This is a genomic window from Paraburkholderia caffeinilytica, from assembly GCF_003368325.1.
Classification (GTDB): domain Bacteria; phylum Pseudomonadota; class Gammaproteobacteria; order Burkholderiales; family Burkholderiaceae; genus Paraburkholderia; species Paraburkholderia caffeinilytica.
On record NZ_CP031467.1, the window covers coordinates 1806464 to 1831605 of the forward strand.

At 58.8% G+C, this 25142-nt stretch carries 27 protein-coding genes; all 27 read right to left on the bottom strand.

Going from position 1 to position 25142, the window contains the following annotated elements; translation table 11 throughout:
* Window positions 1–5: 5 nt before the first annotated feature.
* Window positions 6–371 carry a 50S ribosomal protein L18 gene (gene rplR, locus DSC91_RS24265; RefSeq protein WP_006052218.1) on the bottom strand — a complete coding sequence of 122 codons (366 nt, stop codon included), beginning with the start codon at window positions 369–371 and terminating at the stop codon, window positions 6–8.
* Window positions 372–383: 12 nt separating this feature from the next.
* Window positions 384–914 (bottom strand): 50S ribosomal protein L6, encoded by a 531-nt coding sequence (rplF, locus tag DSC91_RS24270; RefSeq protein WP_115781221.1) that lies wholly within the window; start codon window positions 912–914, stop codon window positions 384–386.
* Between the two features lie 18 nt (window positions 915–932).
* Entirely contained in the window at window positions 933–1328 is a 396-nt protein-coding gene (gene rpsH / locus DSC91_RS24275) for a 30S ribosomal protein S8 (RefSeq protein WP_006052216.1), read from the bottom strand.
* 14 nt (window positions 1329–1342) lie between these two features.
* Complete coding sequence (gene rpsN / locus DSC91_RS24280) at window positions 1343–1648, bottom strand: 30S ribosomal protein S14 (protein ID WP_006052215.1); 306 nt, start codon at window positions 1646–1648, stop codon at window positions 1343–1345.
* A 7-nt stretch (window positions 1649–1655) separates the two neighbouring features.
* Window positions 1656–2195, bottom strand: a complete 540-nt coding sequence (gene rplE, locus DSC91_RS24285; protein WP_006052214.1) for a 50S ribosomal protein L5 — start codon at window positions 2193–2195, stop codon at window positions 1656–1658.
* Between the two features lie 17 nt (window positions 2196–2212).
* Window positions 2213–2521, bottom strand: a complete 309-nt coding sequence (gene rplX, locus DSC91_RS24290; protein ID WP_115781222.1) for a 50S ribosomal protein L24 — start codon at window positions 2519–2521, stop codon at window positions 2213–2215.
* Window positions 2522–2530: 9 nt separating this feature from the next.
* A complete protein-coding gene (rplN, locus tag DSC91_RS24295) occupies window positions 2531–2899 on the bottom strand; it encodes a 50S ribosomal protein L14 (RefSeq protein WP_006052212.1) in 369 nt (122 codons plus the stop codon).
* A 289-nt stretch (window positions 2900–3188) separates the two neighbouring features.
* Window positions 3189–3461, bottom strand: a complete 273-nt coding sequence (gene rpsQ, locus DSC91_RS24300) for a 30S ribosomal protein S17 (RefSeq protein WP_007180129.1) — start codon at window positions 3459–3461, stop codon at window positions 3189–3191.
* Complete coding sequence (gene rpmC, locus DSC91_RS24305; protein WP_007180130.1) at window positions 3458–3652, bottom strand: 50S ribosomal protein L29; 195 nt, start codon at window positions 3650–3652, stop codon at window positions 3458–3460. The genes rpsQ and rpmC overlap by 4 nt, the downstream gene beginning before the upstream one ends.
* A gap of 10 nt (window positions 3653–3662) precedes the next feature.
* On the bottom strand, window positions 3663–4079 hold the full coding sequence (rplP, locus tag DSC91_RS24310) for a 50S ribosomal protein L16 (protein WP_007180131.1): 417 nt from the start codon (window positions 4077–4079) through the stop codon (window positions 3663–3665).
* Window positions 4080–4081: 2 nt separating this feature from the next.
* Window positions 4082–4888 (bottom strand): 30S ribosomal protein S3, encoded by an 807-nt coding sequence (gene rpsC / locus DSC91_RS24315; RefSeq protein ID WP_012434570.1) that lies wholly within the window; start codon window positions 4886–4888, stop codon window positions 4082–4084.
* Window positions 4889–4899: 11 nt separating this feature from the next.
* Window positions 4900–5232 carry a 50S ribosomal protein L22 gene (rplV, locus tag DSC91_RS24320; protein ID WP_007180133.1) on the bottom strand — a complete coding sequence of 111 codons (333 nt, stop codon included), beginning with the start codon at window positions 5230–5232 and terminating at the stop codon, window positions 4900–4902.
* 7 nt (window positions 5233–5239) lie between these two features.
* Window positions 5240–5515: a 30S ribosomal protein S19 gene (gene rpsS, locus DSC91_RS24325; protein WP_004199273.1), complete on the bottom strand. Its 276-nt coding sequence runs from the start codon at window positions 5513–5515 to the stop codon at window positions 5240–5242.
* 10 nt (window positions 5516–5525) lie between these two features.
* Window positions 5526–6353: a 50S ribosomal protein L2 gene (gene rplB / locus DSC91_RS24330; protein WP_115781223.1), complete on the bottom strand. Its 828-nt coding sequence runs from the start codon at window positions 6351–6353 to the stop codon at window positions 5526–5528.
* 2 nt (window positions 6354–6355) lie between these two features.
* Entirely contained in the window at window positions 6356–6670 is a 315-nt protein-coding gene (rplW, locus tag DSC91_RS24335; protein ID WP_007180135.1) for a 50S ribosomal protein L23, read from the bottom strand.
* Complete coding sequence (gene rplD, locus DSC91_RS24340; RefSeq protein WP_007180136.1) at window positions 6667–7287, bottom strand: 50S ribosomal protein L4; 621 nt, start codon at window positions 7285–7287, stop codon at window positions 6667–6669. The genes rplW and rplD overlap by 4 nt, the downstream gene beginning before the upstream one ends.
* A complete protein-coding gene (gene rplC, locus DSC91_RS24345; RefSeq protein ID WP_007180137.1) occupies window positions 7287–7946 on the bottom strand; it encodes a 50S ribosomal protein L3 in 660 nt (219 codons plus the stop codon). Before rplC ends, rplD begins: the two co-directional genes overlap by 1 nt.
* Before the next feature lie 201 nt (window positions 7947–8147).
* Window positions 8148–8459 (bottom strand): 30S ribosomal protein S10, encoded by a 312-nt coding sequence (gene rpsJ, locus DSC91_RS24350; RefSeq protein WP_006998489.1) that lies wholly within the window; start codon window positions 8457–8459, stop codon window positions 8148–8150.
* A gap of 127 nt (window positions 8460–8586) precedes the next feature.
* On the bottom strand, window positions 8587–9777 hold the full coding sequence (tuf, locus tag DSC91_RS24355) for an elongation factor Tu (RefSeq protein WP_115781224.1): 1191 nt from the start codon (window positions 9775–9777) through the stop codon (window positions 8587–8589).
* Between the two features lie 47 nt (window positions 9778–9824).
* Window positions 9825–11927 carry an elongation factor G gene (fusA, locus tag DSC91_RS24360; RefSeq protein ID WP_115781225.1) on the bottom strand — a complete coding sequence of 701 codons (2103 nt, stop codon included), beginning with the start codon at window positions 11925–11927 and terminating at the stop codon, window positions 9825–9827.
* Between the two features lie 134 nt (window positions 11928–12061).
* Entirely contained in the window at window positions 12062–12532 is a 471-nt protein-coding gene (gene rpsG / locus DSC91_RS24365; RefSeq protein WP_006053291.1) for a 30S ribosomal protein S7, read from the bottom strand.
* A gap of 182 nt (window positions 12533–12714) precedes the next feature.
* Window positions 12715–13095, bottom strand: coding sequence for a 30S ribosomal protein S12 (rpsL, locus tag DSC91_RS24370; RefSeq protein ID WP_006998493.1), 381 nt, complete (start codon window positions 13093–13095; stop codon window positions 12715–12717).
* 221 nt (window positions 13096–13316) lie between these two features.
* Window positions 13317–15164, bottom strand: a complete 1848-nt coding sequence (gene recQ, locus DSC91_RS24375) for a DNA helicase RecQ (RefSeq protein ID WP_115781226.1) — start codon at window positions 15162–15164, stop codon at window positions 13317–13319.
* Between the two features lie 204 nt (window positions 15165–15368).
* The gene (rpoC, locus tag DSC91_RS24380) at window positions 15369–19607 is read right to left on the bottom strand and encodes a DNA-directed RNA polymerase subunit beta' (protein ID WP_115781227.1); all 4239 of its coding nucleotides are present in this window, start codon (window positions 19605–19607) and stop codon (window positions 15369–15371) included.
* Between the two features lie 21 nt (window positions 19608–19628).
* Window positions 19629–23735: a DNA-directed RNA polymerase subunit beta gene (gene rpoB / locus DSC91_RS24385; RefSeq protein ID WP_054043374.1), complete on the bottom strand. Its 4107-nt coding sequence runs from the start codon at window positions 23733–23735 to the stop codon at window positions 19629–19631.
* Between the two features lie 369 nt (window positions 23736–24104).
* Entirely contained in the window at window positions 24105–24479 is a 375-nt protein-coding gene (gene rplL, locus DSC91_RS24390; protein ID WP_091798332.1) for a 50S ribosomal protein L7/L12, read from the bottom strand.
* A gap of 63 nt (window positions 24480–24542) precedes the next feature.
* Window positions 24543–25046 carry a 50S ribosomal protein L10 gene (rplJ, locus tag DSC91_RS24395; protein WP_115781228.1) on the bottom strand — a complete coding sequence of 168 codons (504 nt, stop codon included), beginning with the start codon at window positions 25044–25046 and terminating at the stop codon, window positions 24543–24545.
* Window positions 25047–25142: the final 96 nt, after the last annotated feature.

The window sequence follows — 25142 nt, forward strand, 5'->3', positions numbered from 1 at the left end:
TTCCCTTAGAACTTGAGTCCGGCTTCGCGCGCCGCATCAGCCAGCGCTTTCACGCGGCCGTGGTAACGGAAACCCGAACGGTCGAAGGCGACGGATTCGATGCCGGCAGCCTTAGCCTTTTCTGCAATGCGCTTACCGATCAGGGTCGCAGCAGCGACGTTGCCGCCCTTGCCTGTCTGATCAGCCAGTTGCGCACGCACTTCGGCTTCGAGCGTCGACGCGCTGGCGAGCACCTTGGTGCCGCACGGCGAGAACACTTGCGCATAGATGTGCGTGTTCGTGCGATGCACGGCGAGACGCGCGACCTGCAGCTCAGCGATCTTGATACGCGTCTGACGAGCGCGGCGCAGGCGAGATTGAGTCTTATCCATGATTGCGCACCCTTACTTCTTCTTCGTTTCTTTGAGGATCACAACCTCATTGGCGTAACGCACACCCTTGCCCTTGTAGGGCTCCGGCGGGCGATAGCCGCGCACTTCTGCAGCGACCTGGCCAACTTGTTGCTTGTTGATCCCCTTGATCACGATTTCGGTTTGCGTCGGGGTTTCAGCCTTGACGCCTTCCGGCATCTGGTGCACCACGGGGTGCGAGAAACCCAGCGACAGGTTCAGCTTGTCGCCTTGCGCCTGTGCGCGGTAACCGACGCCAACCAGCGTCAGCTTGCGCTCGAAACCCTTCGTCACGCCGTTCACCATGTTCGCAACCAGTGCGCGCATCGTGCCCGACATCGCATTCGCTTCGCGGCTTCCGTCCACCGGCTCGAACTTCAGCGTGCCGTTGTCGTTCACCACCTTCACGAGGCTGTTTGCAGCCTGCGAAATCGTACCCAGCGGGCCCTTGACGGTAATGCGTTCGTCGCTCAGGGCCACTTCTGCGCCTTGCAGCGCGATCGGGCTTTTACCTACTCGAGACATGTTTCTCTCCTTTCGGCCTTAAGCGACGTAGCAGATGACTTCGCCGCCAACGCCCGTTGCACGCGCCTTGCGGTCCGTCATCACGCCCTTCGGCGTCGACACGATTGCCACGCCGAGGCCATTCATGACCACGGGGATGTCGTTACGGCCGCGGTACACACGCAGACCAGGCTTCGAAACGCGTTCAATGCGTTCGATCACCGGACGGCCAGCGTAGTACTTCAACACGATGTTCAATTCAGACTTCGCACCTTCGGACTTCACTGCGAAATCATCGATATAGCCTTCGTCCTTCAGGACCTGCGCAATCGCAACCTTGACTTTCGACGAGGGCATTGTCACCGAAACTTTCTCAACCATCTGCGCATTGCGGATGCGAGTCAGCATATCGGCGATAGGATCACTCATGCTCATTTACGTTTCTCCTATTACCAGCTCGCCTTGGTCAGGCCAGGGATCTCGCCGCGGAACGCGATTTCGCGAATCTTGTTACGCGCCAGCCCGAATTTACGGAACGTGCCACGCGGGCGACCGGTAATTGCGCAACGATTGCGCTTACGGGTCGGGTTAGAGTTGCGCGGCAGTTGTTGCAGTTCCAGACGTGCTGCGTAATGCTCTTCGTCCGACTTGCTCATATCGCCGATAATCGCTTTCAGCTCAGCACGCTTGGGAGCGTACTTAGCGGCCAGGCGAGCACGCTTCTTTTCACGTTCGATCAGTGCCAGTTTAGCCACGGTAACCTCAGTTTCTGAACGGGAACTTGAAGCTGGCGAGCAGAGCCTTTGCTTCGTCGTCGGTCTTCGCAGTCGTCGTGATGCTGATGTTCAGCCCACGCAGTGCGTCGATCTTGTCGTAGTCGATTTCGGGGAAAATGATCTGCTCTTTCACACCGATGTTGTAGTTGCCGCGACCATCGAACGCACGACCCGACACGCCACGGAAGTCGCGCACACGGGGGAGCGCAACCGTCACGAAACGGTCCAGAAATTCGTACATTGCCTGACCACGCAACGTGACCATTGCACCGATCGGATAGCCCTGACGGATCTTGAAGCCAGCGATTGCCTTGCGTGCCTTCGTGATCACCGGCTTCTGGCCTGCGATCTTCGTCAGGTCGCCAACGGCGTTTTCGATGATCTTCTTGTCAGCAACCGCTTCGCCAAGGCCCATGTTCAGGGTGATCTTGGTGATGCGCGGCACTTCCATCACGGACTTGTAACCGAACTTCTCGATGAGGCCGGGTACAACCTTCTCTTTGTAAAACTCTTGCAAACGAGCCATTTTTTTACTCCGCAGCGTCAGGCGCTCAGCACAGCACCGGTCGTCTTAAGGAAACGGACCTTCTTGTCTCCCTCGACCTTGATGCCTACACGCGACGCCTTGCCATTCGCGTCGACCAATGCGACGTTCGAAATTTGCAGCGGCATCGTCTTGGCTTCCACGCCACCCGTCGTACCCTTCATCGGGTTCGGCTTGACGTGCTTCTTGACGAGGTTGATGCCCTCGACAATGACCTTGCCTTCGCCAACGGACAGCACGACGCCGCGCTTGCCTTTATCTTTGCCGGTGATGACGATAACTTCGTCACCTTTGCGAATCTTGTTCATCGCGACTCCTTACAGCACTTCAGGTGCCAACGAAACGATCTTCATGAATCGTTCGCTGCGCAACTCGCGCGTAACAGGCCCGAAAATACGGGTGCCAATAGGTTCGAGCTTGGCATTCAACAGCACTGCTGCATTGCCGTCGAACTTGATCAGCGAGCCGTCCTGACGGCGCACGCCCTTGGCGGTGCGAACCACCACGGCGTTGTAAATTTCGCCTTTCTTCACGCGCCCGCGCGGCGTTGCTTCTTTGACGGTCACCTTGATGATGTCGCCAATGCTGGCATAACGACGCTTCGAGCCGCCGAGAACCTTGATGCACATGACTTCACGCGCACCGGTGTTGTCGGCCACTTCAAGCCGAGTTTCGGTCTGGATCATGGTTTATCTTTCCCAACTTAATCCGGCCACACCACCATGGCGTACCCGGTCAGTCTTGGTCCCGTCAGCCAATCGGCTGCTTGGGTATGAACAGCAGCGACGGCAAACGAAACCCGCCATCGCAATCCGGTGAATCCTTCGGAACAGACTGGCGCCTGAACCGCTTCCCCCACCAACTTCGCCCGCGACGGGGCTCCCATAAAAGAGGGAAGACCGAGATTATAACAAATAATCTCGGTCTTGCAAGCGAAACTTACTGCGATTTCAACTACTTCTACAACTTGCGGCGTCAGATGACGCGAGCAGCCTCAACCAGGCGAGCCACGACCCAGGCTTTCGTCTTCGAAATCGGACGCGTTTCCTGGATTTCAACGAGGTCACCCTCGTTGTATGTGTTCGCATCGTCGTGCGCGTGGTACTTCTTCGAACGCACAACGTACTTGCCGTAGATCGGGTGCTTCACGCGGTGCTCAACCAGCACGGTGACCGTCTTGTCCATCTTGTTGCTGACGACCTTGCCGACCAGCGTCCGCTTGAGCGAGGTTTTTACGCTATCGTTCATTTCTGGTTCGCCTTCTCAGTCAGGACGGTCCGCACACGTGCGATGTCGCGACGAACCTTCTTCAGCTGGCTCGTGTTCGTGAGCTGCTGGGTCGCGAGTTGCATGCGCAGGCCGAATTGCGCCTTCAACAGGTCCGACAGCTCCTTGTTGAGCGCGGCCTGATCTTTCTGGTGAAGTTCGGAAGCCTTCATCATTTGCTCCTTAGGCGCCGAGCTGACGCACGATAAACGTCGTCTTGAGCGGCAGCTTAGCTGCAGCCAGACGGAACGCTTCGCGTGCCAGCTCTTCGGTTACGCCGTCCATTTCGTACAGCATCTTGCCCGGTTGAATCTCTGCGACGTAGTACTCAGGGTTACCTTTACCGTTACCCATACGTACTTCAGCCGGCTTGTGCGAGATCGGCTTGTCCGGGAAGATGCGGATCCAGATGCGGCCACCACGCTTGATGTGACGCGTCATTGCACGACGTGCCGCTTCAATCTGGCGCGCGGTCAAGCGACCACGACCGATAGCCTTCAGGCCGAACTCACCGAACGACACCGCGTTGCCGCGGGTGGCGATACCGGTGTTACGACCCTTCTGCTCTTTGCGATACTTTCTGCGTTTCGGTTGCAGCATCGTTATTCTCCAGTCTTCCCGTCGCCGCCGGCACCGCCAGCACGACGAGGAGCGCCACGGCGTGCACCTGCCGGGCCACCACCTTCACCATCACGACGCGGACGGCGATCGCCACCCGGACGTGCGTTGCGGCGCGGACGCTTTTCTTCGGCGACTTCTTCAACCACCGGTGCGTCATTGCGGCCGAGCGTGTCGCCCTTGTAGACCCACACCTTCACGCCGATGATGCCGTACGTCGTCTTCGCTTCCGAAGTTGCGTAGTCGATATCAGCACGCAGCGTATGAAGCGGCACGCGACCTTCGCGATACCATTCCGTACGGGCGATTTCGATACCGTTCAGACGGCCAGCGCTCATGATCTTGATGCCTTGAGCACCCAGACGCATGGCGTTTTGCATCGCACGCTTCATCGCGCGGCGGAACATGATCCGGCGCTCGAGCTGTTGCGTGATCGAATCAGCGATCAGTTGCGCATCGGTTTCCGGCTTGCGGATTTCTTCGATGTTGACGTGAACCGGAACGCCCATGCGCTTTTGCAGCTCGGACTTCAGCAGTTCAATGTCTTCACCCTTTTTGCCGATCACGACACCCGGACGCGAACTGAAAATCGTGATGCGCGCGTTCTTTGCAGGACGCTCGATCACAACGCGGCCGACGGACGCGTTCTTCAGCTTCTTCTTCAGGTATTCACGAACACCGATGTCTTCCTGCAACATCGCCGCGAAATTGTTGTTGTTCGCGTACCAACGCGACGCCCAATTGCGGCTGACGGCCAAACGGAAGCCAGTCGGATGAATTTTCTGTCCCATCGTATGACCCCTTAATTCCCGACCGTCACAGTGATGTGACAGGATTGCTTCTCGATGCGGTTACCACGGCCTTTAGCGCGCGCGGTGAAACGCTTGAGCGACGCAGCCTTGTCGATGTAGATGCTCGTGATCTTGAGCTCATCGATATCGGCGCCTTCGTTATGCTCCGCATTCGCGATCGCCGACAGCACGACCTTTTTCACGATTCCCGCAGCCTTCTTCGGCGAGAACGTCAGAACGTTCAGCGCCTTGTCGACCGGCAAACCGCGGATCTGGTCAGCCACAAGGCGCGTTTTCTGCGCCGAGATGCGGGCACCGCGATGAATTGCTTTCACTTCCATCATGAGCCCCTTATTTCTTAGCCTTCTTGTCGGCTGCATGACCCTTGAACGTCCGGGTCAATGCAAACTCGCCAAGCTTGTGGCCGACCATGTTTTCCGAGATGTACACCGGGACGTGTTGACGGCCGTTATGCACAGCAATCGTCAGACCGATGAAATCCGGCAGAATCGTCGAACGGCGCGACCAGGTTTTGATCGGCTTCTTATCCCGCGAAGCTGCAGCCGCCTCAACTTTCTTCAGCAAATGGGCGTCGCAGAACGGACCTTTTTTTACAGAACGTGCCATTGCCTACTCCTTAACGCTTGTGACGGCGCTGGACGATCATGCTCGTCGTGCGCTTGTTGCTGCGGGTGCGATAACCCTTAGCAGGCGTGCCCCACGGGCTCACCGGATCGCGACCTGCAGCCGTCTTGCCTTCACCACCACCGTGCGGGTGATCGACCGGGTTCATTGCAACGCCACGCACCGTCGGGCGGATACCGCGCCAGCGGTTCGCGCCAGCCTTACCGATTTGACGGAGGCTGTGCTCTTCGTTGCCAACTTCACCAATCGTCGCGCGGCATTCAACGTGAACGCGGCGGATTTCACCCGAGCGCAGGCGGACCTGTGCGTAGATGCCTTCACGAGCGAGCAGCATCGCCGACGTACCAGCCGAACGCGCCATTTGCGCGCCCTTGCCCGGCAGCATTTCGATGCAGTGAATCGTCGTACCGACCGGAATGTTGCGGATCGGCAGCGTGTTACCTGCGCGGATCGGAGCTTCCGAACCCGACATCAGTTGCTGGCCAACCGTCACACCCTTCGGAGCGATGATGTACTTGCGCTCGCCGTCTGCGTACAGAACCAGCGCGATGTTCGCGCTACGGTTCGGATCGTACTCAAGACGTTCGACCTTTGCCGGAATGCCGTCCTTGTTGCGACGGAAATCGACGACACGATAGTGATGCTTGTGACCACCACCCTTATGACGCGTGGTGATGTGACCGTTGTTGTTACGGCCGGCGGTCGAAGATTGCGAGTCGAGCAGCGGTGCGAACGGCTTGCCCTTATGCAGATCCTTGTTGACCACCTTGACCATCGCACGGCGACCCGGCGAAGTCGGCTTAACTTTAACGATTGCCATGATTACTTGGCCTCCGCTTCAAAGTTGATTTCCTGGCCGGGCTTCAGGCAGACGTACGCCTTCTTCACGTCCTTGCGCTTGCCCATGAAGCGGCCAAAGCGCTTTGCTTTGCCCTTCGAGACCAGCACGTTGACGGAATTGACTTCCACCTTGAACAGCAGCTCGACTGCAGCTTTCACTTCCTGCTTCGTGGCATCGGGCGCGACTTCGAACACAACTTGCTCGTTCTTGTCGGCCACCAGCGTCGCCTTTTCGGAGATCACCGGCGCGAGCAGGACCTGCATCAAACGATGATCGTTCTTGCGAATCTCGCTCATGACAGCAACTCCTCGATCTGGGCGACCGCAGCCTTCGTGATCAGGATCTTCTTGAAGTAGATCAGCGACAGCGGGTCGGCGTAACGCGGCTCGACAACCGCCACATGGGCGAGGTTGCGCGACGCGAGGTACAGGTTTTCGTCAACCGTGTCGGTAATCACCAGCACGGAGTCGAGACCCATCGCCTTGAATTTTTCGGCCAGCAGCTTCGTCTTCGGCGCTTCGAGCGTCAACTCGTCGACCACCGAGATGCGGCCTTCGCGGGCCAGCTGCGAGAAGATCGAGCAGAGACCTGCGCGATGCATCTTCTTGTTGACCTTGTGCGAAAAGTTTTCTTCCGGCGAATTCGGGAAGATCCGGCCACCGCCACGCCACAACGGGCTCGACGACATACCGGCACGGGCGCGGCCCGTACCCTTCTGGCGCCACGGCTTCTTGGTCGTGTGCTTGACTTGCTCACGATCCTTCTGCGCACGGTTGCCGCTACGGGCATTCGCCTGGTACGCCACCACGACCTGGTGAATCAGGGCTTCGTTGTAATCGCGACCGAACACGACGTCCGACGCGCTAACGCCTGCACCTTCCTGACCATTGGCATTCAGGAGCTTAAGTTCCATTATTTCGCTCCTTTCACGGCACGCGTCTTCACGGCCGGCGTAACGAATACCTTGCCACCCTTCGCACCCGGAACGGCACCCTTGACCAGCAACAGCTTGCGGTCGGCGTCGATACGAGCGATTTCGAGGTTTTGCACGGTTACCGTATCGTCACCCATGTGACCGGTCATGCGCTTACCCGGGAAAACACGACCCGGATCCTGCGCCATACCGATCGAACCCGGCACGTTGTGCGAGCGCGAGTTACCGTGCGATGCACGGCCGGATGCGAAGTTGTAACGCTTGATGGTACCGGCGTAGCCCTTACCGATCGACACACCTTGCACGTCGACTTTCTGGCCTACTTCGAACAGGTCGGGACCGACCACGGTGCCGTTCGACAACTCGGCAGCCTTGGCAGCATCGATCTGGAATTCTTTGAGGATTTCACCGGCTTGAACACCGGCTTTGGCGAGATGACCGGCCAACGGCTTCGTCACACGCGATGCACGGCGCGTACCGAATGCAACCTGCACGGCTGTGTAGCCGTCGGTTTCAACAGTCTTGATCTGCGTCACGCGGTTGTCGGACACGTCCAGCACGGTAACGGGAATCGAATCCCCTTCTGCCGTGAAGATACGGGTCATGCCAACCTTGCGACCTACGAGTCCAAGGCTCATCGTTTTCTCCATTCCCGACTGCGATTGGTCGGGGCTAATTTACAAAATGCCGGTGCCGTTTCGGGCATGAATTCATGCTGCAGCACACCGACTTTTTTGCGCAAATGCGCGAAAAGCCTTGCATTATAGCGAGGCTTTTCGTTTTCCGCAAGCAATCAATGACTTAGCGTTGCCCAGCACACCGGGCAACCTCTGGAAGCCTTATTGCAGCTTGATTTCCACGTCCACGCCAGCCGGCAGGTCCAGCTTCATCAGTGCGTCAACGGTCTTGTCCGTCGGGTCGACGATGTCCATCAGACGTTGGTGCGTACGGATTTCGAGCTGATCGCGCGACGTCTTGTTGACGTGCGGCGAACGCAGGATGTCGAAACGTTGAATACGGGTCGGCAGGGGCACCGGACCGCGAACGATTGCGCCAGTCCGCTTTGCCGTGTCGACGATTTCAGCTGCCGATTGATCGATCAGGCGATAGTCGAAAGCCTTCAGGCGAATGCGGATTTTCTGGTTCTGCATGACAATTCCTTGGAAAGAGCGAGGCGGTATTGCGCCGCCAGATAGTAAAAGAACGTAGAGCCGGACACCTGCTGTGGTGCTGGCGCCCGGCTCCAGGCACCACTTATTGCAACTTCAACCCTCGATTTTACTCGAGAATCTTGGCGACGACACCTGCGCCGACCGTACGGCCGCCTTCGCGGATTGCGAAGCGCAGACCTTCTTCCATCGCGATCGGGTTGATCAGCTTCACCGTGATCGACACGTTGTCGCCCGGCATGACCATTTCCTTGTCCTTCGGCAACTCGATCGAGCCCGTCACGTCCGTCGTACGGAAGTAGAACTGCGGACGATAGTTGTTGAAGAACGGCGTGTGACGGCCGCCTTCGTCCTTGCTCAGCACATACACTTCAGCCGTGAAGTGCGTGTGCGGGTTGATCGAGCCCGGCTTCGCCAGAACCTGACCACGCTCCACGTCTTCACGCTTCGTGCCGCGCAGCAGGATACCCACGTTGTCGCCTGCCTGACCCTGGTCGAGCAGCTTGCGGAACATTTCCACGCCCGTGCACGTCGTCTTCACCGTCGGCTTGATACCGACGATTTCGATTTCTTCGCCAACCTTCACCACGCCGCGCTCAACGCGACCCGTCACCACCGTGCCGCGACCCGAGATCGAGAACACGTCTTCCACCGGCATCAGGAACGAGCCGTCAACTGCGCGCTCCGGCGTCGGGATGTACGTGTCCAGCGCATCGGCCAGATTCATGATCGCCACTTCGCCCAGCTCGCCCGCGTCGCCTTCCAGCGCCAGCTTGGCCGAACCCTTGATGATCGGCGTGTCGTCGCCCGGGAAGTCGTACTTCGACAGAAGTTCACGAACTTCCATCTCGACGAGCTCCAGCAGCTCAGCGTCGTCCACCATGTCGCACTTGTTCAGGAACACGATGATGTACGGAACGCCAACCTGACGCGCCAGCAGGATGTGCTCACGCGTTTGCGGCATCGGGCCGTCTGCAGCCGAACACACCAGGATCGCGCCGTCCATCTGCGCTGCGCCCGTGATCATGTTCTTCACATAGTCAGCGTGGCCCGGGCAGTCGACGTGTGCGTAGTGGCGGTTAGCCGTTTCGTACTCGACGTGTGCCGTGTTGATCGTGATACCACGCGCCTTTTCTTCCGGCGCCGCGTCGATCTGGTCATACGCCTTTGCTTCGCCGCCAAACTTCTTGGTCAGCACCGTCGTGATCGCTGCCGTCAGCGTGGTCTTGCCGTGGTCAACGTGACCGATCGTGCCGACGTTCACGTGCGGCTTGGTCCGTTCGAATTTACCTTTAGCCATGTTTCTCTTCTTTCAAAAAGTTAATCGTTGAATGACTTGCCGCGCGATTACTTCGACTTGGCGTTGATGATCGCTTCCGACACGTTACGCGGTGCTTCGGAGTAGTGCTTGAACTCCATCGTGTACGTTGCACGACCTTGGGTCAGCGAACGCAGCGACGTCGAGTAGCCGAACATTTCCGACAGCGGCACTTCGGCGCGAACGATCTTGCCGCCACCAACCATGTCGTCCATGCCCTGAACGATACCGCGACGACCCGACAGATCGCCCATCACGTTGCCCATGTAATCTTCAGGCGTTTCGACTTCCACAGCCATCATCGGTTCGAGGATGACCGGTTGAGCCTTGCGCATTGCTTCCTTGAACGCCATCGAACCGGCCATGCGGAACGCATTTTCGTTCGAGTCAACGTCGTGGTACGAACCGAACGTCAAGTGAACCTTCACGTCAACGACCGGGAAGCCAGCCAGCACGCCGGCCTTCAGCGTTTCCTGGATACCCTTGTCGACTGCCGGAATGTATTCGCGCGGGATCACACCGCCCTTGATTTCGTCCAGGAACTCGTAGCCCTTGCCTTGTTCATTCGGCTCGAGCGTGATGACCGCGTGACCGTACTGGCCGCGACCACCCGACTGCTTGACGAACTTGCCATCAACGTCTTCAGCCTTGCCGCGGATCGTTTCACGATACGCCACTTGCGGCTTGCCGACGGTTGCTTCGACGCCGAATTCACGCTTCATCCGGTCAACCAGAATTTCCAGGTGGAGCTCGCCCATGCCCGAAATGATGGTTTGACCCGATTCTTCGTCCGTTTGAACGCGGAACGACGGATCTTCCTGAGCCAGACGGTTCAGTGCCAGACCCATCTTTTCCTGGTCCGGCTTCGTCTTCGGCTCAACAGCCTGCGAAATCACCGGTTCCGGGAAAATCATGCGTTCGAGCACGATCGGGCTTTGCGGATCGCACAACGTGTCACCAGTCGTAGCGTCTTTCAGGCCGACCGCTGCAGCGATGTCGCCTGCACGGACTTCCTTGATTTCTTCACGCTGGTTCGCGTGCATCTGCAGAATACGGCCCAGACGTTCCTTCTTGTCCTTGGTCGCGTTCAGCACCGTGTCGCCCGAATTCACAACGCCCGAGTACACACGGAAGAAGATCAGTTGACCGACGAACGGGTCGGTCATGATCTTGAATGCCAGTGCCGAAAACTTTTCGTCATCAGCAGCGCGGCGCTCGCCCTTTTCACCGTTTTCCAGCTCGCCGGTAACCGGCGGGATGTCGATCGGCGACGGCAGGAAGTCGAGCACGGCGTCCAGCATACGTTGCACGCCCTTGTTCTTGAACGCGGTACCGCACAGCATCGGCTGGATTTCGCAAGCGATCGTACGGTCGCGCAGACCCTTGACGATTTCCGCCTCAGTCAGCTCGCCCTCTTCGAGGTACTTGTTCATCAGGTCTTCGCTCGACTCAGCCGCCGCTTCGACCATCTTCTCGCGCCACTCGTTGCACGAGTCGACCAGTTCCGCCGGGATCTCTTCGTACGAAAACTTCGTGCCTTGCGACGCGTCGTCCCAAATGATCGCCTTCATCTTCAGCAGATCGACAACGCCCGTGAAGTTTTCTTCAGCACCGATAGGCACCACGACCGGAACCGGGTTCGCCTTCAGACGCAGCTTGAGCTGATCGTAGACCTTGAAGAAGTTCGCGCCGGTACGGTCCATCTTGTTGATGAACGCGAGACGGGGAACCTTGTACTTGTTAGCCTGACGCCACACGGTTTCCGACTGCGGTTGCACGCCGCCCACTGCGCAATACACCATGCATGCACCGTCGAGCACGCGCATCGAGCGCTCAACTTCAATCGTGAAGTCAACGTGGCCCGGGGTGTCGATGATGTTGATGCGGTGCTCAGCGCGGTCGCCGGCCATGCCTTTCCAGAACGCCGTGGTAGCAGCGGACGTGATCGTGATGCCGCGTTCCTGCTCCTGCTCCATCCAGTCCATGGTGGCAGCGCCGTCGTGAACTTCACCAATCTTGTGGTTCACGCCGGTATAGAACAGGATGCGCTCGGTCGTCGTCGTTTTGCCGGCGTCGATGTGAGCGCTAATACCGATGTTACGGTAGCGCTCGATAGGTGTCTTGCGAGCCACTTTGATCCTCTATTGGGATGACGCGATGCGAGAAAATACCCATCGCGCTGTAACACAAACGGGCGAGGCGCTTTGTAAGCGCACCCGCCCGGAATTTCTTTCCGTTTTTTCCGCTAAACCCGAGTTCGGGAAGCTTAGAAACGGAAGTGCGAGAACGCCTTGTTGGCTTCTGCCATCCGGTGAACTTCGTCGCGCTTCTTCATCGCGCCGCCACGGCCTTCGGCCGCTTCGGAGAGTTCACCTGCCAGACGCAGGGCCATCGACTTCTCGCTGCGCTTCTTCGCGGCTTCACGCAACCAACGCATCGCCAATGCCATACGACGCGACGGACGCACTTCGACCGGAACCTGATAGTTCGCACCACCAACGCGGCGGCTCTTGACTTCGACCACCGGCTTGACGTTGTTGAGCGCTACCGTGAACACCTCCAGCGGGTCCTTGCCACCCTTGGTCTGGATCTGTTCGAAAGCGCCGTACACGATGCGCTCAGCAACCGACTTCTTGCCGGACAGCATCAGCACGTTCATGAACTTAGCTACATCTACGTTACCGAACTTCGGATCCGGCAACACTTCCCGCTTGGGGACTTCGCGACGACGCGGCATGTTTCTTCCTTTAACTTTTCAGTTGGAGCTGTTTATCAGCCCCGCGGCCACCAACTAACCCGATTCATCTCTAACGACTTACCAGCCTGGTCGGGTGACCACTTACTCGACAGCACCGGCGATTCCGGCACCACCGCTATTACCGCCCTTGCAGGCGACCTGAAACTACTCTGACCGGCTAATTACTTGCCAGCCTTGGCACGCTTCGCACCGTACTTCGAGCGAGCCTGCTTACGATCCTTGACACCCTGGGTATCCAGCGAGCCGCGAACCATGTGGTAACGCACACCCGGCAAGTCCTTAACACGGCCGCCGCGAATCAGCACGACCGAGTGTTCCTGCAAGTTGTGGCCTTCACCACCGATGTACGAAATGACTTCGAAGCCGTTCGTCAGACGAACCTTGGCAACCTTACGCAGTGCCGAGTTAGGCTTCTTCGGCGTCGTGGTGTACACACGGGTGCACACGCCGCGACGCTGGGGGCAGTCCTGCAAAGCCGGGCTCTTGCTCTTCGTCGTTTCCGACGCGCGGCCTTTGCGAACCAGTTGATTGATGGTTGGCATTGTTTATTCCTGAAATTGAACAAAATCGACGCATCTGTTTCCGGGCAAAGCAGAAACGACTGCGCATCGAACTTCCAGACCGGGATGTCAGCGCACGAATTGACTTCGCTCGCAGGCATTCCAAGAACCGGAACCTAGCATAATATTCCGAAAATGCTAAGCGAGTCAACAGGTTGCAATGTTTCGCACGCCTGCCGACCTCAAACAGCACTCGCCGGTGCTCAATCGGCGGCGACGACTTCCAACAACTCGTCACCAAAACGGTCGAGTTTGCGCGCGCCCATACCCGGAATACCGCGCAAATCCTCAATGGAATCGGGGCCGTTGCGAGCAATTTCCGCCAGCGTGGCATCGTGGAAGATGACGTAGGCCGGCACGCCGTCGCTTTTCGCCGTCTCCGTGCGCCAGGCGCGCAGGCGTTCCCAGCGGGCGCGCTCGCGCGGCCCCATGCCGATCGTCGGGTCGGCGCGCTCGCTGGTGCGGCCGGACGATTGGCGGGTACGCGTGGGCTTCACGTAGCGGCGCATCGTGACGCTCTGCTCGCTCTTCAACACGGCTTTGGCAGCCTCCGTCAGGACCAGCGAGCCGAAACCTTCGTGGTCGACGGTGAGGTAGCCGAAAGCGACCAGTTGGCGAAAGATGGCGCGCCATTCCGGCTCGCCGAGTGCCGCCCCGATCCCAAAGGTGGTGAGCTTCTCGTGGCCGCGTTGCAGGATCTTCTCGCTGCGGTTGCCGCGCAAAATATCGATCAGATGCCCGGCGCCGAAGTGAAAGCCACTCGCCCGCTGCGCCCGGAACACGCATGACAGCGCCATCTGCGCCTCCCGCGTCGCGTCCCATGTGTCGGCCGGCTCGATGCAGTTGTCGCAATTGCCGCACGGCTTGCTCGACTCGCCGAAGTACGCGAGCAGCCGCACCCGGCGGCAGTTCGCCGCTTCACACAGTCCGAGCAACGCGTCGAGCTTGCCGGTCTGCACGCGCTTATGCGCATCGTCTGCGTCGGACTCGTCGATCATCTTGCGCTGCTGCACGACGTCGCCCAGACCGTACGCCATCCACGCATTGGCCGGCATACCGTCGCGGCCGGCGCGCCCGGTTTCCTGGTAGTAACCTTCGACACTCTTCGGTAAATCGAGGTGAGCCACGAAGCGCACATCCGGCTTGTCGATGCCCATGCCGAACGCGATCGTCGCGCACATCACGATGCCCTCCTCGCGCTGGAACATCTCCTGATGCTTCTGGCGGATTTCGAACTCCATGCCGGCGTGGTACGGCAACGCGCGCATCCCCTTCTCTTTCAGCCACTCCGCTGTTTCTTCGACCTTGCGGCGCGACAGGCAATAGACAACGCCGGCGTCAGTCGTACCGTCTGGTTTCGAGTGTTCGGCGCGAATGAAGTCGAGCAGTTGCGTGCGTGCATTGTCCTTTTCGACGATGCGATAGCGGATGTTCGGACGATCGAAGCTGGATACAAAAATGCGCGCGTCATCGAGCGCGAGACGGTGAATGATTTCGTCGCGCGTAATCGCGTCGGCCGTCGCGGTGAGCGCTATGCGCGGTACGTTCGGAAAACGCTCGTGCAGCACCGACAATTGAATATATTCAGGACGGAAATCGTGACCCCATTGCGACACGCAATGCGCTTCGTCAATGGCGAACAGGCCGATGCGCGTGCGCTCGAGTAGCTCCTGGAAACGGGGCGTCATCAACCGTTCCGGCGCCACGTACAGCAGATCGATTTCGCCTTCGCGCAGTGCGCGCTCCGTGGCCATCGCCTCGGCGCTCGACAGCGTGGAATTCAGATACGCGGCCCTAACCCCCACCTCCTTCAGCGCAGCGACCTGGTCTTGCATCAGTGCGATCAGCGGCGACACGACGATCCCCGCTCCGCAGCCCGCTTCGCGCCGCACCAGCGACGGGATCTGATAGCACAACGATTTGCCGCCGCCCGTTGGCATCAGCACGAGGCAATCGCCGCCGCCGGCGACGTGTTCGACAATTTCGCCCTGCTGTCCTCGGAATGCGGGATAGCCAAAAACTTCGTTGAGGATTTCGAGCGGACGGGACATGAATAGGAGAGAAGCAGCGTGATGCCGGTGACACGAATTTTACCAACGCATTCGTGCTGCGCCCGCGCTTTGATGCAACGTTAGCCGTTCGGCCTACGAAACCACCGGGGAGCGCAAGGGAAAGCGGCGCATAAAAAAAGCCGCTCAGTCGAAACTGAGCGGCTTCGCTGGCTGGTGAGCCCAAGCGGCTTGCGCCGCCGGGACTTACTCGCCTGAGTGCTGCTGTTCGGCGGCCGGGGCTTCCGGCGTACCGAATTCGAACGACTCTTCCGCTGCGATCTGATCGAAACGCTCGCGGTCGGACAGTTCCTTGCTCTTGCGTGCCTTGTGGAACGCGAGACCCGTACCAGCCGGGATCAGACGACCAACGATCACGTTTTCCTTCAGCCCGCGCAGATCGTCGCGCTTGCCCATGATCGCCGCTTCGGTCAGCACGCGGGTCGTTTCCTGGAACGACGCCGCGGAGATGAACGAATCGGTCGACAGCGACGCCTTCGTGATACCGAGCAGCACGTTGTCGTAGGTTGCCGGGATCTTGCCTTCCGCCGCCATCCGGTCGTTCTCATCGAGCATATCCGAGCGCTCGACCTGCTCGCCCATGATGAAGCGCGTGTCACCGTTATCGACGATTTGCACACGGCGCAGCATCTGACGGACGATCACTTCAATGTGCTTGTCATTGATCTTCACGCCCTGCAGACGATACACGTCCTGCACTTCGTCAACGATGTAGCGCGCCAGCGCTTCGACGCCCTGCAAACGCAGAATGTCGTGCGGATCAGCCGGTCCGTCGACAATCATTTCGCCCTTGTTGACGACCTGACCATCGTGCACCAGAACCTGCTTTTCCTTCGCGATCAGGAACTCGTGCTGATTGCCTTCGAGGTCCGTGATAACGAGACGCTGCTTGCCCTTCGTGTCCTTACCGAACGACGTCGTGCCCGTGACTTCCGCCAGAATGCCGGCGTCCTTCGGCGAGCGCGCTTCGAACAGTTCGGCCACACGCGGCAGACCACCGGTAATGTCACGGGTCTTCTGCGACTCAACCGGGATACGTGCCAGCACTTCACCGACCTGCACCTGCTGACCGTCCTTCACGGTGATCAGAGCGCCGACCTGGAAGCCGATCTGCACCGAGTGCTCGGTGTTCGGGATCTTGACTTCTTCGCCGTTCGCGTCGAGCAGCTTGACCTGCGGACGCACCGTCTTCGATGCTTGCGAACCGCGGCGCTTCACGTCGATCACGACCAGCGTCGAGAGACCCGTCACGTCGTCGATCTGCTTGGCGACCGTCACGCCTTCTTCGACGTTTTCGAACTTCACCGTACCACCGTACTCGGTGATGATCGGACGCGTCATCGGATCCCACGTCGCCAGTTGCGTGCCGGCCTTGATCTGCGCGCCGTCCAGTTGCAACAGCGTCGCGCCGTACGGCACCTTGTGACGTTCACGCTCGCGACCGTGGTCGTCGGTGATCATCGCTTCGCCCGAACGCGAGATGACGATCTGCTCGCCCTTCGCGTTGGTGACGTAACGCATCGTTGCCGTGAAACGCACCGTACCGTTCGACTTCGCTTCAACCGACGAAGCCACTGCTGCACGCGATGCCGCACCACCGATGTGGAACGTACGCATCGTAAGCTGCGTGCCCGGTTCACCGATCGACTGAGCAGCGATCACGCCAACTGCCTCGCCGACGTTGACGGACGAGCCACGACCCAGATCGCGGCCATAGCAAGCTGCGCACAGACCGTAACGCGTTTCGCAAGTCAGCGGCGTACGCACGCGCACTTCGTCGATGCCGAGGCGTTCGATTTCTTCGACCGCGTCTTCGTCGAGCAACATGCCCGTTTCGTACAGCGTTTCCTGCGTTTCCGGATTGACGACGTCAGCCACCGTCACGCGACCGAGGATACGGTCACGCAGCGCTTCGACCACTTCACCGCCTTCGACCAATGCCTTCATGGCGACGCCGTTGGACGTACCGCAATCGTCCTCGACCACCACCAGATCCTGCGTCACGTCGACCAGACGGCGTGTCAGGTAACCCGAGTTTGCCGTCTTCAGCGCCGTATCAGCCAGACCCTTACGTGCACCGTGGGTCGAGATGAAGTACTGCAACACGTTCAGGCCTTCACGGAAGTTCGCCGTAATCGGCGTCTCGATGATCGAGCCGTCCGGCTTCGCCATCAGGCCACGCATACCGGCCAGCTGACGAATCTGAACTGCGGAACCACGAGCGCCCGAGTCCGCCATCATGTAGATGGAGTTGAACGATTCCTGACGCGTTTCGTTGCCGTCGCGATCCACAACCGGTTCCGTCGACAGTTGTTCCATCATCGCCTTGCCGACCGCTTCCGACGTTGCCGACCAGATGTCGACCACGTTGTTGTAGCGTTCTTGCGACGTGACGAGACCCGACATGTACTGACGGTCGTATTCCTTCACCTTCTTCGCGGCGTCGCCGACAATGGTTTCCTTTTGCGGCGGCACGAGCATGTCGTCGACGCAAATCGAAATACCAGCGCGCGTTGCCAGACGGAAACCCGATTGCATCAACTGGTCGGCGAAAATCACCGTTTCACGCAGACCGCACTTGCGGAATGCGGTGTTGATCAGACGCGAGATTTCCTTCTTCTTCAGCGGCTTGTTCAGCACCGAGAACGGCAGGCCCGGCGGAAGGATTTCCGACAGGATTGCGCGGCCGACGGTCGTCGCGTACAGCGAGATCTTCGGCACGAATGCCGGTGCGCCTTCCGACTTGTCGTCGTTGTGGACCATTTCCGTGATCCGCACATTGACGCGTGAAGCCAGCTCGACTTCCTTGTTCTCGTACGCACGCAGCACTTCCGACACGCCCGTGAACGACAGGCCTTCGCCCTTCGCATTCACGGCTTCGCGCGTCGCGTAGTACAGGCCGAGCACGATATCCTGCGACGGCACGATCGACGGATCGCCGTTGGCCGGGAACAGGATGTTGTTCGACGCCAGCATCAGCGTACGCGCTTCCATTTGCGCTTCGAGCGACAGCGGCACGTGCACAGCCATCTGGTCACCGTCGAAGTCGGCGTTGAACGCCGCGCAAACGAGCGGGTGCAGCTGGATAGCCTTACCTTCGATCAGCACCGGCTCGAAAGCCTGAATGCCAAGACGGTGCAGCGTCGGCGCACGGTTCAGCATGACCGGATGTTCGCGGATCACCTCTTCGAGGATGTCCCACACCACCGGCGTCTGGTTCTCGACTTCTTTCTTCGCAGCCTTGATGGTGGTAGCAACACCCATCACTTCGAGCTTGTTGAAGATGAACGGCTTGAACAGTTCGAGCGCCATCAGCTTCGGCAGACCGCACTGATGCAGCTTGAGCGTCGGGCCGACCACGATCACCGAACGGCCCGAGTAGTCAACGCGCTTACCGAGCAAGTTCTGACGGAAACGACCGCCCTTACCCTTGATCATGTCAGCGAGCGACTTCAGCGGACGCTTGTTCGCGCCGGTCATCGCCTTACCGCGACGGCCGTTGTCGAGCAGCGAATCGACGGCTTCCTGCAACATCCGCTTTTCGTTGCGAACGATGATTTCAGGCGCCTTCAGCTCGAGCAGACGCTTCAACCGGTTGTTACGGTTGATCACGCGGCGATACAGGTCGTTCAGGTCCGACGTCGCGAAGCGGCCGCCATCCAGCGGCACCAGCGGACGCAGTTCCGGCGGCAGCACCGGCAGCACTTCGAGGACCATCCAGTCTGGCTTGATGCCCGAACGCTGGAAAGCCTCGAGCACCTTCAGGCGCTTCGCGTACTTCTTGATTTTCGCTTCCGAACCCGTGTTCTTGAGTTCGGTGCGCAGCAACTCGACCTGTTCGTCGATGTTGATCGCGCGCAGCAGTTCGCGAACACCTTCTGCGCCCATCTCGGCGCGGAATTCGTCACCGTACTCTTCGACCTTGTTGTAGTAATCCTCTTCCGTCATGATCTGCCGCGCTTTCAGCGGCGTCATGCCCGGATCGATCACCACGTATGCTTCGAAGTACAGCACGCGTTCGATGTCGCGCAGCGTCATGTCGAGGACCATGCCCAGACGCGACGGCAGCGACTTCAGGAACCAGATGTGAGCGACCGGTGAGGCCAGCTCGATGTGACCCATCCGTTCGCGACGCACCTTCGCGAGCGTCACTTCGACGCCGCACTTTTCACAGATCACGCCACGGTGCTTCAGGCGCTTGTACTTGCCGCAAAGGCATTCGTAGTCTTTGATCGGTCCGAAAATCTTCGCGCAGAACAGACCATCGCGTTCCGGCTTGAACGTCCGGTAGTTGATGGTTTCCGGCTTCTTGACTTCACCGAACGACCACGAACGGATCTTGTCCGGCGAGGCCAGACCGATCTTGATCGCGTCAAAAACTTCAGGCTGTTGGACTTGCTTGAATAGATCGAGCAGAGCTTTCATTGCTTTCTCTCCGTAGTCCGATTAGTTGCGGTCGAGGTCGATGTCAATACCGAGCGAGCGGATTTCCTTCACGAGCACGTTGAAGGATTCCGGCATGCCGGCGTCGATTACGTGATCGCCCTTAACCAGGTTCTCATACACCTTGGTCCGGCCTGCCACGTCGTCCGACTTCACCGTCAGCATTTCTTGCAGCACGTACGATGCGCCGTACGCCTCGAGCGCCCACACTTCCATTTCACCGAAACGCTGGCCACCGAACTGCGCCTTACCGCCCAACGGCTGCTGCGTCACGAGCGAGTACGGACCCGTGGAACGCGCGTGCATCTTGTCGTCGACCAGGTGGTGCAGTTTCAGGTAGTGCATGTAGCCGACAGTCACCGTACGTTCGAACATCTCACCCGTGCGGCCGTCATACAGACGCACCTGGTTCTTCGACGGCGTCATGCCGAGGTTCTTCGCGATGTCGTCCGGGAATGCCAGATCCAGCGCGCGCGACATTTCTTCTTCCGTCGCACCGTCGAACACCGGCGTGGCAAACGGAACGCCTTCGCGCAGGTTCTTCGCCAGTTCGACGATTTCGTCGTCCGTGAAGCTGTCCAGCTCTTCAGCGCGACCCGACTCGTTGTAGATCTTGGTCAGGAATTCGCGCAGTTCAGCGATCTTCGCCTGACGCTGCAGCATTTCTGCAATACGCCAGCCGAGACCCTTCGCGGCCCAACCCAGATGCACTTCGAGAACCTGACCCACGTTCATCCGCGACGGCACGCCGAGCGGGTTCAGAACGACGTCAGCCGGACGGCCATCGGCCATGTACGGCATGTCTTCGATCGGAACGATCTTCGACACCACACCCTTGTTACCGTGACGGCCGGCCATCTTGTCGCCAGGCTGCAGACGACGCTTCACAGCCAGATACACCTTGACCATCTTCAGCACGCCCGGCGGCAGTTCGTCGCCCTGGGTGAGCTTCTTGCGCTTTTCTTCGAACGCCAGATCAAACTGGTGACGCTTCTGTTCGATCGAATCCTTGATCGCTTCGAGTTGTGCCGCTGCTTCTTCGTCCGCGAGGCGGATGTCGAACCAGTGGTAGTGGTCGAGATCTTCCAGGTAAGCCTGTTCGATCTTCGTACCCTTCGCGAGCTTCTTCGGACCGCCGTTCGCGACCTTGCCGGTCAGCATACGTGCAAGACGCTGGAATGCATCGCCTTCCACGATACGCAGCTGGTCGTTCAGGTCGAGGCGATAGCGCTTCAGTTCATCGTCGATGATCTGTTGCGCACGCTTGTCGCGCTGAATGCCTTCACGCGTGAACACTTGCACGTCGATCACGGTGCCGCTCATGCCCGACGGCACGCGCAGCGACGTGTCCTTCACGTCCGAAGCCTTTTCACCGAAGATCGCGCGCAGCAGCTTTTCTTCCGGCGTCAGCTGGGTTTCGCCCTTCGGCGTAACCTTACCGACCAGCACGTCGCCTGCTTCGACTTCAGCGCCGATGTAGACGATGCCCGACTCGTCGAGACGGCCAAGTTGCACTTCAGCCAGGTTCGAGATGTCGCGCGTGATTTCTTCCGGTCCGAGCTTCGTATCGCGAGCTACGACGTTCAGTTCTTCGATGTGGATCGACGTGTAGCGATCGTCAGCAACCACCTTCTCCGAGATCAAGATCGAATCTTCGAAGTTGTAGCCGTTCCACGGCATGAACGCGACCAGCATGTTCTGGCCGAGAGCCAATTCGCCGAGATCGGTCGATGCACCGTCAGCCAGCACGTCGCCACGCGACACGATGTCGCCGACCTTTACGATCGGACGCTGGTTGATGTTCGTGTTCTGGTTCGAACGCGTGTACTTGATCAGGTTGTAGATGTCCACGCCGACGTCACCAGCAACAGCTTCATCGTCGTTCACGCGAATCACCATACGGCCTGCGTCGACGTAATCGACGACACCACCGCGGAATGCCTGAACCGTCGTACCCGAGTCGACTGCCACCGTGCGTTCGATGCCCGTACCAACCACGGCCTTTTCAGGACGCAGACACGGCACAGCCTGACGCTGCATGTTCGAACCCATCAATGCGCGGTTCGCGTCATCGTGCTCGAGGAACGGAATCAGCGATGCCGCCACCGAGACGATCTGCGACGGCGCCACGTCCATGTACTGGATGCGGTCCGGCGTGACCATCAGCGTTTCGCCTGCTTCACGCGACGACACCAGTTCGTCGGTCAGCGAGCCATCGGCAGCAACCGCAGCGTTCGCCTGAGCGATCACGTAACGGCCTTCTTCGATCGCCGACAGGTAGTCGATCTGATCGGTCACCTTGCTGTCCACCACCTTGCGATACGGCGTTTCGAGGAAGCCGTATTCGTTCAGGTGCGCGTACAGTGCGAGCGAGTTGATCAGGCCGATGTTCGGACCTTCCGGCGTTTCAATCGGGCACACACGACCGTAGTGAGTCGGGTGCACGTCGCGGACTTCAAAGCCAGCGCGCTCACGCGTCAAACCGCCCGGGCCAAGAGCCGAAACACGGCGCTTGTGGGTGATTTCCGACAGCGGGTTGGTCTGGTCCATAAACTGCGACAGCTGCGACGAACCGAAGAACTCGCGAATCGCCGACGAAATCGGCTTCGAGTTGATCAGGTCGTGCGGCATCAGGTTTTCGCTTTCGGCCTGGCCGAGGCGTTCCTTCACAGCACGTTCGACACGCACGAGACCGGCGCGGAACTGGTTTTCCGCCAGTTCGCCGACGCAACGCACACGACGATTGCCCAAGTGGTCGATGTCGTCCACTTCGCCCTTGCCGTTACGCAGTTCGACCAGGATCTTGATCGTGGCGAGGATATCGTCGTCTTGCAGCGTCATCGGGCCGACGATTTCGTCGCGACCGACACGGCGGTTGAACTTCATACGACCCACCTTGGACAGGTCGTATGCGTCTTCGCTGTAGAACAGACGGTTGAACAACGCCTCGACCGCTTCTTCGGTCGGCGGTTCGCCCGGACGCATCATGCGGTAGATTGCGATGCGAGCGGCCATCTTGTCCGCGGTTTCGTCGATGCGCAGCGTCGACGAGATATACGGACCTTGATCCAGATCGTTCGTGTAGAGCGTCTGAATGTCTTTGATCTTCGATTCGCGGAGCTTTTCGAGGACGGTTTCGGTGATTTCGTCGTTCGCGTTAGCGATGACTTCGCCCGTGTCGCCGTCGACGACATTCTTCGCGAGCACGCGGCCGAGCAGATAGTCTTCCGGCACGGAGATGAACTTCGTCTTCGCGTTGTCGAGATCGCGAATGTGCTTGGCGTTGATCCGCTTGTCCTTCTGGACGATCACGTTGCCGTCACGATCCGTAATGTCGAAACGTGCGACTTCGCCACGCAGACGCTCCGGCACGAATTCCATCTGTGCGCCTTCCGGCATCAGCGTGAAATTGTCGAACACGAAGAAGTTTGCGAGGATCTGTTCCGGCGTCAGGCCAATTGCCTTCAGCAGGATCGTGACCGGCATCTTGCGACGGCGGTCGACGCGGAAATACAGTACGTCCTTCGGATCGAATTCGAAGTCGAGCCACGAACCGCGGTAAGGAATGATACGTGCCGAGAACAGGAGCTTGCCCGAGCTGTGCGTCTTGCCCTTGTCGTGTTCGAAGAACACGCCGGGCGAACGGTGCAGCTGCGAAACGATCACACGTTCCGTGCCGTTGATGACGAACGAACCTGTCGGCGTCATGAGCGGAATTTCGCCCATGTACACTTCCTGTTCCTTCACCTCCTTGACGACCGGCTTGCTCGGCGATTCCTTGTCGAGCAGCACCAGACGCACTTTCGCACGCAGTGCCGAGCAGTACGTCAAACCGCGCTGCTGACATTCCTTGATGTTGAATGCCGGCGGCGACAGCATGTAGCTGACGAACTCTAGACGAGCGAACCCGTTATGCGAAACAATCGGGAAAACGGATGTGAACGCAGCTTGCAGGCCTTCCGGCTTGCGCTGTGTGGACGACGTGTCTGCTTGCAGAAACGTGCTGAATGATTCAAGCTGGGTAGCCAGCAGGAAAGGTACTTGGTGAACGATGGGGCGCTTCGCAAAACTCTTGCGAATGCGCTTCTTCTCGGTGAAGGAATATTGCATACGATCTCCGAATCACGGCGGGCATTGTTGTCGAGGCAGGATACCTTGATGAGACAACCCGAGTGTTCACCGACTGAGACCCGATGGCCGTCCGATGGCTTGAACGAGCCTAGAAGCTTGGTGGTTGGCCGCTACCAACCGCTGGCTGACGGCAGCGGATGCCTGTGTTGCCCGCTGCCCGACCAAACTTGCCTTCTGCAGTCGCTTCAGAAGACAAAGAAAAACGCCGGTCAATATTCCCGATAGGCGATTTTCTTTGGCTTCTGGGACCCCGTCTTTGCCGAAATCGGCTGGCAAAAACGTGGTTCCCACAAAGCACAAAAAGGCCGGCGGTGGAAAACCGCCAGCCTTCGCACAACGCGCCGAAACTTACTTGATTTCAGCCTTCGCGCCGGCTTCTTCCAACTTCTTCTTCGCTTCTTCAGCAGCAGCCTTCGGTACCGATTCCTTAACAGGCTTCGGTGCACCGTCGACCAGGTCCTTCGCTTCCTTGAGGCCGAGACCCGTCAGTTCACGAACAGCCTTAATGACCGAAACCTTGTTCGCGCCGACTTCCGTCAGGTTGACCGTGAATTCGGTTTGCTCTTCAGCAGCAGCAGCAGCGCCGCCGCCTGCCGGGCCTGCCACAGCCACAGCAGCTGCCGACACGCCAAACTTTTCTTCGAACGCCTTAACCAGCTCGTTCAGTTCCAGAACCGACATCGAGCCTACGGCTTCGAGGATGTCTTCTTTTGCGATTGCCATTTGAAATACTCCTAAATTGAATTCGGATACAGCCAGCGATCAATTACGCTCGACCGAAGTGCGTTACGCAGCGGTTTCTTCGCCTTGTTTCTTTTCTGCCAGCGCGGCCAGAGCGCGCGCAAAGCCGGAAACAGGTGCCTGCATAACGAACAACAGCTTGGAGAGCAGCTCTTCGCGGCTCGGGATGTTTGCCAGCGCTTGCACGCCAGCCTTGTCCATCACCTTGCCTTCGTAGGAACCAGCCTTGATGACCAACTTGTCATTGCTTTTGCTGAAGTCATTGACGACCTTTGCAGCAGCAATTGCATCTTCCGAGATGCCGTAGATCAGGGGGCCAGTCATCTGCTCTGCCAGCGGAGCAAACGGGGTACCTTCGACAGCGCGACGCGCCAACGTGTTTTTCAACACGCGAAGGTAAACCTGTTGCTCACGCGCTTTCGCGCGCAGCTTGGTCAGATCGCCAACCGCGATTCCACGATACTCAGCCAGAACCACGGTCTGGGCTTTCGCGACTTGCGCGGCAACCTCAGCGACCACAGCCTGCTTGCTTTCTTTGTTGAGTGGCACGGTTAACCTCCAGATTCGATACACGCAGCGTGCGCCTTGTGTACCGCGTTCAATAACGGCGTCCGACCAGTCAGGAGTATTTCGACCGCCTGAAAC